This window comes from Mycobacterium sp. E1715, from assembly GCF_001667625.1.
Taxonomy (GTDB): domain Bacteria; phylum Actinomycetota; class Actinomycetes; order Mycobacteriales; family Mycobacteriaceae; genus Mycobacterium.
The window spans coordinates 1-13,325 of the sequence record NZ_LZJJ01000205.1 but is presented as its reverse complement, the minus strand read 5'-3'; the positions used below and the strand labels follow the sequence as shown (position 1 = coordinate 13,325).

Here is a 13,325-nt window from a genome sequence, read left to right as displayed (position 1 = left end):
TCGTGACGGTCCTCGTCGAGGGATTCGAAGTCGACGGACCGGGTGAGCCGGATGTCGCGGTATTGCTCGCCGGCCTCCACCAGCTGGCGCGCGTAGCGACCGTTGCCGGCGATGTCGAGCGCGGCTTTGCCGCGCACCGTCTGCTGGCTGAGCAACTTCGCGGCCTGCAGCAGATTGTCTGCCGCCTCCGAGCTCAGCGCCGAGTCGTTTGCGGCCGCAATGACTTTCGCGATCTCGAGGATCTCCTCCGGTGAGTAGGAGTCGAATTCGATCCGGGTGGCGAAACGGGACCGCAGGCCCTCGTTGGTCTCGAGCAGCCGATCGATGTCCGAGCTGTAGCCGGCGATGATCACCACGAGCCGGTCGCGGTCGTTCTCCATCCGCGCCAGCAACGTGTCCAGCGCCTCTTGGCCGAACGGGTCGGTGCGTCCGTCCCGCTCCTGCACCAGCGCGTAGGCCTCGTCGATGAACAGCACACCCCCGAGTGCGCGATCGATCGTCTTGGTGCTCTTGACCGCCGACTGGCCTTCGTACTCGGCGACGAAATCCTTGCGCGCGGTCTCGACGAGCTTCGGTTCGGGAATGACCCCGAGGCCGGCGAGCAATACCGCGACATCCGGCTCACCCGGTCCGTCGACTTCGAATCCCTCGACGAGGACCGCCTGCGCGAGATCAACGGCGAGGACATGACCGAGGCGATCGCCGCGGTTCACGGACGACTCAACATCATCGAGTGACGCATGGCAGGTTTCCGGCTAACCACCAAGGTCCAGGTCAGCGGTTGGCGTTTCCTGCTGCGGCGCCTCGAACACGCCATCGTGCGGCGCGACACCCGGATGTTCGACGACCCGCTGCAGTTCTACAGCCGTTCGGTCGCGCTGGGCGTCCTCGTCTCGGTGCTCGTCGTGGTGGGCGCGCTGGCGATGGCGTATTTCAAACCGCAGGGCAAGCTCGGCAGCGGTAACCTGTTCGTCGACCGCGCCACCAACCAGCTCTACCTGATGGTGTCGGGTCAACTGCATCCCGTCTACAACCTGACCTCGGCGCGACTGGTGTTGGGCAATCCGGCCGAGCCGAAGGCCGTAAAGCCCGCCGAGCTCAGCAGGTTTCCCAAGGGGCAGTCGGTCGGCATCCCCGGGGCGCCCTACGCCACGCCCGTGTCCTCGGACTCCTCATCGGTATGGGCGTTGTGCGACACCGTCACTCAGGCGGAAAGCATCAACCCCGTCGTGCAGACCTCGGTGGTGGCGATGCCTTTGCAGATCGAGCCCGTCGTGATCGACCCGATCCTTCCGCACGAGGCGCTGCTCGCGTCTTACCAGGGCAAGGACTGGGTCGTGGACACCCACGGGCGGCACGCGACCGACTTGAGCGACCGCCCGATGACCTTCGCCGTGGGAATCCGCGGAACCGCGAAGCCCAGCCCCCTTTCCTCGGCCATGTTCAATGCGCTGCCCGACGCGGGCTCCTGGCAGCTGCCCGCAATCCCAGGCGCGGGATCTCCCAACGCCTTCGGGCTGCCCGAGCAGCTGGTGGTCGGATCGATCCTGCAGATCCACGCGAACTCGGGTCCGCGCTACTTCGTCGTGCTGCTCGACGGCGTCGCGCCCGTCAACGCCAACACCGCCGCGGCGCTGCGCGCCATCCAGTCCTACGGTCTGGTTGAGCCCCCGGCGGTGGTGCCGAGTGAGATCGTCAAGGTGCCCGAGGTGGTCTACAACTCGCCGCTGCCCGACGAGCCGGTCAAGATCGTCTCCCGGCCCCAAGACCCCACCCTGTGCTGGACGTGGGAACGCAAAGCCGGCGATCAGGCTCCGAAGACGAGCGTGTTGACGGGACGGCATCTGCCCATCCCGGCATCGGCCATGAACTCGGGGATCAAGCAAATCCAAGGCCCCGCAACGGTTTACTCCGATGGCGGCAAGTTCGTGCAGCTGCAGTCCCCGGATCCCCGGTACGGCGAATCTCTGTACTACGTCGACCCGCAAGGGGTGCGCTACGGGTTGCCGGACGCCCAGACGGCGTCGTCCCTGGGTCTGAGCGCGCCGAAGTCCGCGCCCTGGGAGATCATCCGCCTCCTGGTCGACGGTCCGGTGCTGTCCAAAGAGGCCGCGCTGCTGGAGCACGACACCCTGCCCGCCGACCCGAGCCCGCGAAAAGCCCCGGCGGCGGCCCCGGGAGGTCCCTCATGACGACCAAGAAGTTCACCCCCTCCGTGACGCGCGGTCCCCGCCTCACCCCGGGCGAGATCAGCCTCACTCCGCCCGAGGACCTCGGCGTGGACATCCCGCCGTCGGGCGTCCAGAAGGCACTTCCCTACGTCATGGGTGTGTGCATGCTCGGCATGATCGCGATCATGGTGGTCACCGGCACCAGGCAGCTGTCGCCGTACATGCTCATGATGCCGCTGATGATGATCATGATGTCGATGGGCATGATGGCCGGTCACGGTGGCGGCGGCAAGAAGGTGCCCGAGATCAACGCCGACCGCAAGGAGTACCTGCGCTACCTGGCCGGCCTCCGTCCCCGGGTGACGTCATCGGCCAGCGCGCAGGTGGCGTTCTTCGGTTACCACGCACCGCATCCCGAAGATCTCGCCTCGCTCATCGGCACACCGCGGCAGTGGTCGCGCCCGGCGAACGCCGACTTCTATGCCGCCACTCGGATCGGAATCGGTGACCAGCCGGCGGTGGACCGGCTGATGAAGCCGTCAACGGGCGGCGAGCTGGCCGGCCCGTCCGCGGCGCCGCAGCCATACCTCGAACCGGTCGCCAACATGTGGGTGGTCAAGTTCCTGCGCACCCACGGCCTCATCCACGACTGTCCAAAGCTGGTGCAGTTGCGCACCTTTCCGACGATCGCGGTTGGCGGCGACCCGGCAGGGGCGGCCGGCCTGTTGACCGCCATGATCTGCCATCTGGCCGTATTCCACCCGCCGGACCTGCTGCAGATCCGCGTTCTCACCGAGAACCCGGACGATCCCGACTGGTCGTGGCTGAAATGGCTTCCCCACGTTCAACATCCGACCGACACCGACGCCTCGGGGCCGGTCCGGATGATCTACACCCGGCCCGACAACCTGTCGGACCTGGCGGCCCGCGGGCCACACACCCCCGATTCCCTTCCCGGCGGCCCGTACGTCGTGGTGGTGGACCTGACCGGCGGCCGGGCGGGCTTCCCGCCCGACGGCAGGGCCGGTGTCACGGTGATCACGCTGGGCAACCACCGCGGCTCGAACTACCGCATCAGGGTCGCCGAGGACGGGACCGCCGATGACCGCCTGCCCGGGCAGCAGTTTCGTCAGGTGACATCCGTCGCCGACAGGATGTCGCCGCACCAAGCCGGCCGAATCGCGAGAAAGCTGGCCGGTTGGTCCATCACCGGCACCGTCCTGGACAAGAAGGGCACGAACGTCCAGAAGAAGACGGCGACCGAATGGCACCAGCTGGTCGGCGCGCAAAGCGTCGAAGAGGTTGTGCCGAACCGCTGGCGGATGTTCACCGACACCGACCGCGATCGCCTGAAGATCCCGTTCGGACATGAACTCAAGACCGGCAACGTCATGTACCTGGACATCAAGGAGGGCGCCGAATTCGGCGCGGGGCCGCACGGCATGTTGATCGGCACCACCGGGTCGGGCAAGTCGGAATTCCTGCGCACCCTGATCCTGTCTCTGGTGGCGATGCACCACCCGGACCAGGTCAACCTGCTGCTGACCGACTTCAAAGGCGGCTCGACGTTCTTGGGCATGGAGAAGCTGCCCCACACCGCCGCCGTGGTCACCAACATGGCCGAGGAAGCCGAACTCGTCAGCCGCATGGGCGAGGTGTTGACCGGCGAACTCGACCGCAGGCAGGGCATCTTGCGCCAGGCCGGCATGAAGGTGGGCGCCGCCGGAGCGCTCTCCGGTGTGGCCGAGTACGAGAAGTACCGGGAACGCGGCGCCGACCTGCCGCCCCTGCCAACGCTTTTCGTCGTCGTCGACGAGTTCGCCGAGCTGCTGCAAAGCCACCCGGACTTCATCGGTTTGTTTGACAGGATCTGCCGGGTGGGGCGGTCGCTGCGCGTGCACCTGCTGCTGGCCACCCAGTCGCTGCAGACCGGCGGTGTGCGCATCGACAAATTGGAGCCGAACCTGACGTACCGCATCGCGCTGCGCACCACCAGCTCGCACGAATCCAAAGCCGTGATCGGGACCCCCGAGGCGCAGTACATCACCAACAAGGAAAGCGGTGTCGGATTTCTGCGGGTCGGCATGGAAGACCCGGTCAAGTTCAGCACCCTGTATACCGGCAACACGTACGTCCCGACGGCTCGCGCGGAAACCAACGGTGAGGGCAATGGGGCCGGCCCGCACGTCGGCCCGAAAAAGGTTCGCATCCAACAGTTCACCGCGGGACCGGTGCTCGACGAGGCGGTGGCGTCATGACTCGCGCCGGCGCCGAAGCAGTGGGGGCACCACTTTACTGCGGAGGAGAGCGGCGCCGATGAGTATCGAAACCAAGGGGCGGGCGCTGCGCGAGGTGGTGCTCGAGCAACTCAGCACGACCGAGTCGCATGCGTACAAGATGTGGCTTCCCCCATTGACCGACCCCACCCCGGTCAATGAACTCATCGCCCAGGACGACCGGCAACCGCTGCGATTCGCCTTGGGCGTCATGGACGAACCGCGGATGCACCGGCAGGCCACGTGGGGCGTGGACGTGTCCGGCGCCGGCGGCAACATCGGTATCGGGGGAGCGCCGCAGACGGGGAAATCCACGCTGCTGCAGACGATGATGCTGTCGGCGGCGGCCACCCACTCACCGCGGCAGGTTCAGTTCTATTGCATCGATCTCGGCGGTGGCGGCCTGATCTATCTGGAGAACCTGCCGCACGTGGGTGGCGTGGCCACCCGCTCGGAGCCCGACCGTGTCATGCGGGTGATCGCGGAGGTGCAAGCCGTTCTGCGGCAACGGGAAGCGACCTTCAAGGAGCACCGGGTCGGCTCGATCGCCGCCTATCGGCAGCTGCGCGAGGATCCGAACCAACCCGTCGCCTCCGACCCGTTCGGCGACGTCTTCCTGGTCATCGACGGGTGGCCGGCGTTCGTCAGCGAATTCCCCGATCTGGAGTCGCAGGTCCAGGACCTCGCGGCGCAAGGCCTCTCGTTCGGCATCCACGTGGTGATCACCACGCCGCGCTGGACGGAACTGAAGTCGCGGGTCCGCGACTACCTCGGCACCAAGATCGAGTTCCGGCTCGGCGACGTCAACGACACGCAGATCGATCGGGCCACCCGCGACATCCCGGCCAATCGTCCCGGCCGCGCGATGTCGACGGAGAAGCACCACTTGATGATCGGTGTGCCGCGGTTCGACGGTGTGCACAGCGCCGAGAACCTGGTTGAGGCGATCACCGCGGCGGTGAATGACGTTGCGGCCCAACACACTGAGCAGGCGCCGCGGGTACGGGTGCTGCCAGAGCGGATCTATCTCTACGAGCTCGACCCGAACCCCCCGGGACCGGATTCCGACTACCGCACTCGATGGACCATTCCTATCGGGGTGCGGGAGACGGATCTGTCGGTGGCCTACGCGCACATGTACACCACGCCCCACCTGTTGATTTTCGGTGCCCCGAAGTCGGGAAAGACCCGCACCGCCCACGCGATCGCCCGGGCTATCTGCGCTCGCAACAGCCCAAAGCAGGTGCGGTTCATGCTCGCCGACTACCGCTCCGGGTTGTTGGATGCGGTGCCCCAGAGCCATCTGCTCGACGCCGGCGCAATCAACCGGAACAGCACGACGCTCGACGAAGCTATCAAGGCCCTCGCGGTCAACCTGCAGAAGCGTCTGCCGCCGGCCGACCTGACCACCGCGCAACTCCGGTCCCGCTCATGGTGGAGCGGATTCGATGTTGTTCTTCTCGTCGATGACTGGCACATGATTGTGGCGGCGGCCGGAGGTATACCGCCGATGGCACCATTGGCGCCTTTGTTGCCCGCGGCTCAGGATATCGGGCTGCACATCATCGTGACGTGCCAAATGAGCTCCGCATACAAGGCGACGATGGACAAGTTCGTCGGCGCCGCTTACGGCGCCGGATCGCCCACCCTGTTCCTGTCGGGCGACAAACAGGACTTCCCGTCGCGGGACATCCAGGTGAAGCGGAGGCCGCCTGGCCAGGCATTTCTGGTCGCTCCCGAGGGGAAAGAGGTCATCCAAGCGGCCTACTTGGATCCTCCGGAAGAAGTGCACTCACCACCTCCAGGAGGCGGTTACGATTATCCCAGCGCCCAGTAAGAACGTTGAACGCACCGCATGCATAACGAGCCGAGATTTCGTTGGCCAATGGGTTGTTTTGCCCTAAATGAATAGCTATTTCGCGCCGATGTGCAGAAGAGGTATGCAAATGCAGAAAATGCCACTTAACCCGATGGTTGTCGGAATTGGCGACGAAGTCGCCACCCCCGCCGGCCGGGGTTCGAGGGCGCCCGGCGCAAGCGCCGATGCACGGTACGGCGTCGCGAACGACTTCACGCGGTAACCGAAAAGCACTCGCAGACAAGGGGACTGGATAGCCATGTTGTGGCACGCGATGCCACCGGAGCTGAACACCGCGCGGCTGATGGCCGGAGCGGGTCCGGCTCCGATGCTGCAGGCCGCCGCCGGCTGGGAAGCGCTGGCGGGGGCTCTCGAGACCCAGGCGCTCGAGTTGTCTGCCGCCCTGGTTTCCCTCAAGGCGTCGTGGACCGGCATGAGCAGCGAACGCGCGATAGCCGCGACGATGCCGATGGTGGCTTGGTTGCAAACCGCGGCTCAGCAGGCCCAGGAACGCGCGGCACGCGCGGCGGCGCAGGCCGCCTCGTACGCCAAGGCGCTGGCGATGACGCCGTCGTTGCCGGAGATCGCGACCAACCACATCACGCACGCGGTCCTTACCGCCACGAATTTCCTTGGCATCAACATGGTGCCGATCGGTCTGAACGAAACCGACTATTTCGTCCGGATGTGGAATCAGGCCGCCGCGGTCATGGACATCTATCAGGTGGAGACGATCGCGAACACGACCTTCGAGCCGCTTCCGCCCATCAAGCCGATCCTGCAGCCGGGTGTGGGCGAAGCGGTGGCCACGGAGGCGTTGAGCACGCTCTCGGCCGTTGGCTCCGAGGCGATTCCCGCCGCGATGCGCGCGCTCTCGGAGGTGGAGGACGAAATCCCGGAAACGGTGCCGGAAGTCGGGGTGCCCCTCGAGCAGCCGGCCATGCCGGCCCTCGGGCAGCTGGGTCAGCTCGGTGGACCGATGCAGCAGCTGATGCAGCCGCTGCAACAACTCACCTCGATGGCCGGCCAGTCCGGCAGTATGGGCGGCCCCGGGGACAGCCTGGTCGGCGACAAGCTCGGCCATCTGCCCGGCAAAGAGGGTGGCCAGCTGGGCCTGGTCGGCGCCAGCCCACTTTCCACGCATCCCTTGGCCGGCGGATCCGGCCCCAGCGTGGGGATGGGACTCATGCGCTCCGAAGCACTACCCGGTGCGGGCGGGACGACGGCCCGCACGTCGCTGATGAATCAGTTGCTCGACAAGCCGTCGCAGGCCATCACCCCCGCGGGTGCCGGCGCCGGGTCGTCGGCGGGCGGGGGTGCGGCCCCCGTCGGCATGGGTGGCTCGTCCGCCCAATCCGCGGGGGCCGCACGGCCAGGGCTGGCGTCCCCCGCACTGCTCGCCACGCGCCCGGACGACGGCGAGGACGTGGAGTTCGAGCACGAGGACGACTGGTGAGCGCCCACAAAGAAAGACTTCCCGGCCGCCAGGGCCGGAAGACTTGCCATCACTTGGCGAGGACAGGAAACAGAGAAAGTAGTCCAGCATGGCAGAGATGAAGACCGATGCCGCTACCCTCAGCGCGGAGGCTAGCAACTTCGACAGGATCTCCGGCGAGCTCCAGCGGGTCATCCAAACCGTGGAGTCCACCGGTGGCGAGCTGGCCGGCCACTGGCGCGGTCAAGCCGGTGCCGCCGCTCAGCAGGCGCTGACGCGCTTCCACGAAGCGGGCCAGGCCCAGATCAAGGCGCTCAGCGAGATCTCGCAGAACATTCACGGCGCCGGAATCCAGTACTCCTCGGCCGACGAGGAACAAGCCAGTTCGCTGTCGTCGCAGATGAACTTCTGACCCATCACCCCCTCAGCACCACAAAGAAACGGAGCAACAATATGTCGGAACAGTCATGGAATTTCGCCGGTATCGAAGCGGGATCCAGCTCGATTGCGGGCGCAGTGCAGACCACCCAGGGTCTTCTCGACGAGGGAAAGAGTTCCCTCGCCAAGCTGGCCGAGGCGTGGGGCGGCAGCGGTTCGGAGGCCTACCAGCAGGTCCAGCGGAATTGGGATGACACCTCCGCTGAACTCAACGCCGCGTTGCAGGCGCTCTCCCAGCGCATCACCGAGGCCAGCCAGGCGATGGCGCAAACCGAATCCGGCGTCACGGGCATGTTCACGTAAGACGATGGCGAGCGGCGAAGCACGAGATTGGGCCACGTCGACCTGACGGGAGATCTAGGCTCTTCTCGTGCTTCCTCGCATGAAACGAGTTGACGAAAGGCTTTGATGGCGGCCGACTACGACCGGCTCTTCCAATCCCTTGAGGGGATGGAGATTGCGGACGAGGCTGCGGCGCAGACGGAATTCGACGTCAACGCGCCGGTTGTGATGCCGCCTGAGCCGGTTGCGATGCCGTCGGCGGCGCACAGTCCGCCCAAGCCCAACGGGCATACGCCGCCGCCGATGCCCATCCACATCGAAGAGCAATTTTCCTCCGTCGCAACCGAAACCCCCCTACCACCGATCGAGTGGACCGCGGCCGGTACGCCTACGCGGCCACCGATACCGATCGACCCGACCGAGCAGGCCGCCCCGGCGCCACCCGAACCTCCCCCGGTCGAGTGGGCCCCGGCCGGCCCGCCTGCGCGGCCACCGATACCGATCGACCCGACGGAGCAAGCCGCCCCGGCGCCACCCGCACCTCCCCCCGTCGACCGGGGCCGGTCGAGCCCGCCCGCGCGGCCACCGATGCCGATCGACAAGCCGGAGCCCGCTGCCGTTGAGCTGCCCGAACCGCCCCCGGCCCAGCGGCGCAGGCAGCCCCCGGCCGAACCTCCGCCGGTCGAACGGCGTCAGCAGCCCCCGCCTGTCGGCCCGAAATCGCTTGCGCCGCAACCTGACCCACGCGCTCAGGCCCCGGCTCAGCACGCCCGACACTCGCGTCGCGCAAACCGCGACGACACCAACGCGGCAAACGTTGCCGGCGCCGGCACCGGGCGACACAGCCATCGCGCCGACGACCGAGACGACCGCGTGAACGCAGCGGTTGGGCCCACCGTCACAGCGATTCCACGGGCCAACCATGCGACGGCGGAACCGAACGGCGGGCCGGTGCCCCCGCCATCGTTGAAGCGACGTGAGCGCGAGGTCTCTCCCGCAGCTCCGGCGCGTCCCGCGGCGCAACACCCCACGAAGTCGCCGGCACCACCGAGTTCGCCGCCGGCATCCGCGGACGGCGAGCGCGGCACCACCGCTGCCGTGACCCACATCGGTGTCGAGCCGGGCAGGAAGTCGGCCGAAAAGACGATCCCGAAACGCGGTTGGCGGCGGGCGGTGTACAAGCTGACGCGCATCAACCCTGGTCTGTCCCGCGACGAGAAATACGAGCGGGACTTACACCGGCGAATACAGCGTATTCCCAGCGGATCTCATCAGATTGCCGTGCTGAGCCTCAAGGGTGGTGTCGGCAAGACGAGCTTGACGGTCGCCCTGGGGTCGACGCTGGCACAGGTGCGTGGTGACCGGATCCTGGCGTTCGACGCGGACGCGGACTCCGGGAATCTGGCGGATCGTGCGGGGCAACGATCGGCTTCGAGTATCGCGGATCTCCTTGCGCGCAAGGACCTTTCGCATTATAACGAGGTGCGGGCTCTCACCAGCGTCAATGCCGTCAACCTCGAGGTGCTCGCCGGGGCGGACTACGGCACGGCGCCCCGCGCGTTCAGTACAACCGACTGGCAGCGGGCGGCCGACGCGGTGTCGAAGTTCTACAGCGTCGTGTTGGCCGATTGCGGGGCCGGCTTGACTCGGGGTCTGCTTGCAACGGCATCCGGGTTGGTGATCGTGACCAGCGCATCGGTCGACGCTGCCCGGCAGGCCGCGGTCGCCATCGATTGGTTGCGTGACAGCGGTCATCGGGATCTGCTGAGCCGCGCATGTGTGGTGATCAACCATGTGTCGCCCGGGGAACCCAATGTCGCCATCACCGACTTGGTGCGGCAATTCGGGCAGCACGTTCGGCCGGACCGGGTCGTGGTGTTGCCGTGGGACAAACACATCGCGGCCGGCGGAGAGATCGAAATCCGCCTGCTCGACCCCGTTTACCAGCGTAGGATTACCGAGCTTGCCGCAGCACTGTCCGACGATTTCGACAGGGGTGAACGTCGTTGAGCGCACCCACCGCTACTGCCGGCGCGGCCGCAACTGCGGGGCCCGCCGGCACCACCGCGCCCGCCAAGCCCGCCACCACCCGGGTGACGATCCTTACCGGGCGGCGGATGACCGACGTCGTCCTGCCGTCGTCCGCGCCGATCGAGGCGTATATCGATGACACGGTCGCGGTTCTGGCCGAACTTCTCGAAGACGCTCCAGCCGATGTCTTGGCCGGTTTCGACTTCTCGGCCCAGGGCGCTTGGACTTTCGCCCGACCGGGCGCCCCGCCCCTGAAGCCCGACAAGTCGCTGGACGACGCCGTCGTGGTCGACGGATCGCTGCTGACGCTGGTGTCGGTGAGCCGCACCGAGCGGTACCGGCCGCTGGTCGAGGACGTCATCGACGCGATCGCCGTGCTGGACGAATCGGCGGAGTTCGACCGCCCCGCCTTGAATCGGTTCATCGGCGTGGCGCTTCCCGTCGTCACGGTGGCGATCGCCGCGATCGCGGCACTGGCCTGGTGGAACACCGGGCGCCACCTGTGGTGGTCACTCGCGTTGGGCATCGCCGGGCTGTTGGCCCTGACGGGCAGCTGGGTGGCCAACAGGTTCTACAAGAATGTGAGCCTGTCGGAGAGCCTGCTGGCGACGGCGGCTCCCCTGATCACCGTCGCTGTGGCGCTGGCCATTCCGGCGCCCCGTGGAGCGGCCCCGCTCGGGGCACCACAGCTCGCCGGTGCGGCGGCGGTGGTGCTGTTCTTGACACTGTTGACCCGCGGCGGCCCACGCCGTCGTTCCGAGATCGCGTCGTTCGTCGCCGTCACCTCCATTGCCGTGACCGCCGCCGCCGTCGCCTTCGGTTATGGCTGGCAGCATTGGGTGCCGGCCGGTGCCATCGTGTTCGGGCTCTTCACCGTCACCAATGCGGCCAAGCTGACCGTCGCGGTCGCCCGGATCGCGCTTCCGCCGATCCCCGCGCCCGGCGAGGCCGTCGAGCACGACGAGCTGCTCGAACCCGTTGCGGGCCAAGAGCTCAGCGACGACAAAGAGGCGAGGACGTGGCAGGCCATCATCGCCTCGGTACCGAGCTCGGCCGCACGCCTCACCGAACGCAGCGAGCTTGCCAAACGACTGCTGATCGGATTCGTCACGGCCGGGACTTTGGTGCTGGCGGTCGGTGTCGTCGCGATCGTCGTGCGCGGACACTTCTTCGTGCACAGCCTGGTGGTCGCCGGTTTGGTCACCGCCGCATGCGGATTCAGGTCGCGCCTGTACGCGGAACGCTGGTGCGCGTGGGCGCTGCTGGCGGCGACCGTCGCCATTCCGATCGGGGTGACCGCCCGGTTGAGCCTCTGGTATCCAAACACCGCATGGCTTTTCCTGACCATCCTTTCGGCCACGAGCGTGGTCGCGCTCGCGGTCGTCGGTGCGACCGTGGGGATCCGCCGGATCTCACCGGTCATGAAGCGCGTCCTGGAACTGCTCGACGGGGTTTTGGTCGCCGCCATCCTGCCAATGCTGTTGTGGATAACGGGCGTCTACGACATCGTCCGCAACATCCAATTCTGACGAGGCGGGTAGAAATTGCCGCGGTTCGAGCGGCGGCGGGTTGGGTAAGATTCTCGTAATCGCAAGTGGGCAGAGGAGATCGACTGATGATCGAGCCATTGGTCGTCGAACCGTCCCGCTTGGAGAACGCGGGAAACACGCTGCAACAATTGCCATTTCCCACGCCGCCGGCGCCCATCGTGGCGCCGGGCACGGATGCCGTCTCGGCGGCCATCAATGCGACATTGCCGATCATCGAATCACCGGTGACCGACGGGTTGCCTGCGGTCAAAGCCGCACTGACCAAGACGGGATCGAGCATCGCGGCCGCGGCCGCGATGTACGCCGACACCGACGAGAGGCTCGGAGACCACCTGACCCAGGTTCAGTTCCTCTCATCCGCGAAAGAACCTGCGAGCGGTTCACCCGGAGTCAAACCCGAGGCGGACAAGCCGAACGATGGCGACGAGCCCAGCCCCGCCAAGCCGTCCCCGCAGCCCGGTAGTCCGGTGCCTCAGCCCGGTGAACTGGCCGGCGCAACGGGCCCATTGGGTTCCGTGATGCAGGGCATGCAGGGCGCGATGGGGAGCCTGCAAGGCATGCAGGGGGCCGGGTCCGCTCCCGCGCAACTCGCCGACAGCAATAAGAAGGACCAGGCTCCCACCGACGAGGACCGCCGGGCCGACGAAGAAGACGGGCGGCCAGATGCGCAATCCGACGGTGCCGCGCCCGGCGCGGAGACCGCCGAAAAGGTTCCGGCCGAGCCCATCTCGCCGGCCGGCCCGCAGGCTGCGCCGTCGGGTGTCACACTCTGAGCGGTTGAGGGCAACGCACACACCGCGCCTCAACGCGGCCGGGCAAGCCTTGCGGATTCGGCGGCGATGGACCGCTCCAGCTCGTCTTCGCCGAACTCGCGTAGTCCCGTTGCCGCGCGCAGGAACGGCTCGAACATCTGCCAGCCGATGAGCAACGCGCCCGCGTGTGCCGCCGCACGCCGTGCCGCCTCGTCGCTGCAATGCCCCGGCCTGATGTCGTCGAGCAGCCTGGCTGCCGCCGGGAAGCTGGTCTGCAGTCGGCCTGCCTGATACCCGTCCAGGAGCGCCCGCGCGATCACCCGTAACTGACGGCGCCCGGCAGCCTCGACGTCTGCCGCCGGTGCGCCGCGCTCGATCAGCGTGGCCAGCTGGGCCGCCAGCTGATCGAGTACTGCCGCGACCAGCCTCTCCTTGGTGCCGAAATGACGGAACACCAGGCCGTGGTTGACCCGCGCCGCAGTGGCGACATCGCGGATCGACGTGGCGGCCGGCCCACGTTCGGCGAACAACT

The 13,325-nt window shown here is 67.1% G+C and carries 10 protein-coding genes and 1 pseudogene; 9 read left to right on the top strand and 2 right to left on the bottom strand.

The features are described 5' to 3' along the window. Nucleotides 1–614, bottom strand: a pseudogene (locus A9X03_RS11350) (AAA family ATPase); the annotation flags it as partial. Nucleotides 615–740: 126 nt separating this feature from the next. On the opposite strand from A9X03_RS11350, the gene eccB reads away from it, so the two are divergent. From eccB to A9X03_RS11305, 9 genes are all read left to right on the top strand, one after another. Then, a complete protein-coding gene (eccB, locus tag A9X03_RS11345; RefSeq protein WP_068261079.1) occupies nucleotides 741–2,192 on the top strand; it encodes a type VII secretion protein EccB in 1,452 nt (483 codons plus the stop codon). Continuing rightward, nucleotides 2,189–4,429, top strand: a complete 2,241-nt coding sequence (gene eccCa / locus A9X03_RS11340) for a type VII secretion protein EccCa (protein ID WP_067754669.1) — start codon at nucleotides 2,189–2,191, stop codon at nucleotides 4,427–4,429. The genes eccB and eccCa overlap by 4 nt, the downstream gene beginning before the upstream one ends. A 58-nt stretch (nucleotides 4,430–4,487) precedes the next feature. Next, a complete protein-coding gene (eccCb, locus tag A9X03_RS11335; RefSeq protein ID WP_067754666.1) occupies nucleotides 4,488–6,284 on the top strand; it encodes a type VII secretion protein EccCb in 1,797 nt (598 codons plus the stop codon). A gap of 280 nt (nucleotides 6,285–6,564) precedes the next feature. After that, the gene (locus A9X03_RS11330) at nucleotides 6,565–7,761 is read left to right on the top strand and encodes a PPE family protein (protein ID WP_067754655.1); all 1,197 of its coding nucleotides are present in this window, start codon (nucleotides 6,565–6,567) and stop codon (nucleotides 7,759–7,761) included. 88 nt (nucleotides 7,762–7,849) lie between these two features. Further along, nucleotides 7,850–8,152 carry a WXG100 family type VII secretion target gene (locus tag A9X03_RS11325; protein WP_046184939.1) on the top strand — a complete coding sequence of 101 codons (303 nt, stop codon included), beginning with the start codon at nucleotides 7,850–7,852 and terminating at the stop codon, nucleotides 8,150–8,152. Nucleotides 8,153–8,193: 41 nt separating this feature from the next. Then, nucleotides 8,194–8,481 carry a WXG100 family type VII secretion target gene (locus A9X03_RS11320; RefSeq protein WP_067754652.1) on the top strand — a complete coding sequence of 96 codons (288 nt, stop codon included), beginning with the start codon at nucleotides 8,194–8,196 and terminating at the stop codon, nucleotides 8,479–8,481. A gap of 1,152 nt (nucleotides 8,482–9,633) precedes the next feature. Beyond that, nucleotides 9,634–10,470 (top strand): MinD/ParA family protein, encoded by an 837-nt coding sequence (locus A9X03_RS30205; RefSeq protein WP_231972828.1) that lies wholly within the window; start codon nucleotides 9,634–9,636, stop codon nucleotides 10,468–10,470. Further along, nucleotides 10,467–12,020 carry a type VII secretion integral membrane protein EccD gene (eccD, locus tag A9X03_RS11310; protein WP_067887750.1) on the top strand — a complete coding sequence of 518 codons (1,554 nt, stop codon included), beginning with the start codon at nucleotides 10,467–10,469 and terminating at the stop codon, nucleotides 12,018–12,020. The genes A9X03_RS30205 and eccD overlap by 4 nt, the downstream gene beginning before the upstream one ends. Nucleotides 12,021–12,106: 86 nt before the next feature. Continuing rightward, nucleotides 12,107–12,814 carry a hypothetical protein gene (locus tag A9X03_RS11305; protein ID WP_067748601.1) on the top strand — a complete coding sequence of 236 codons (708 nt, stop codon included), beginning with the start codon at nucleotides 12,107–12,109 and terminating at the stop codon, nucleotides 12,812–12,814. A 29-nt stretch (nucleotides 12,815–12,843) separates the two neighbouring features. Here the strand turns inward: A9X03_RS11305 and A9X03_RS11300 are convergent, their stop codons facing one another. Next, nucleotides 12,844–13,323, bottom strand: a complete 480-nt coding sequence (locus tag A9X03_RS11300; RefSeq protein WP_082974470.1) for a TetR/AcrR family transcriptional regulator — start codon at nucleotides 13,321–13,323, stop codon at nucleotides 12,844–12,846. Nucleotides 13,324–13,325 lie beyond the last annotated feature (2 nt).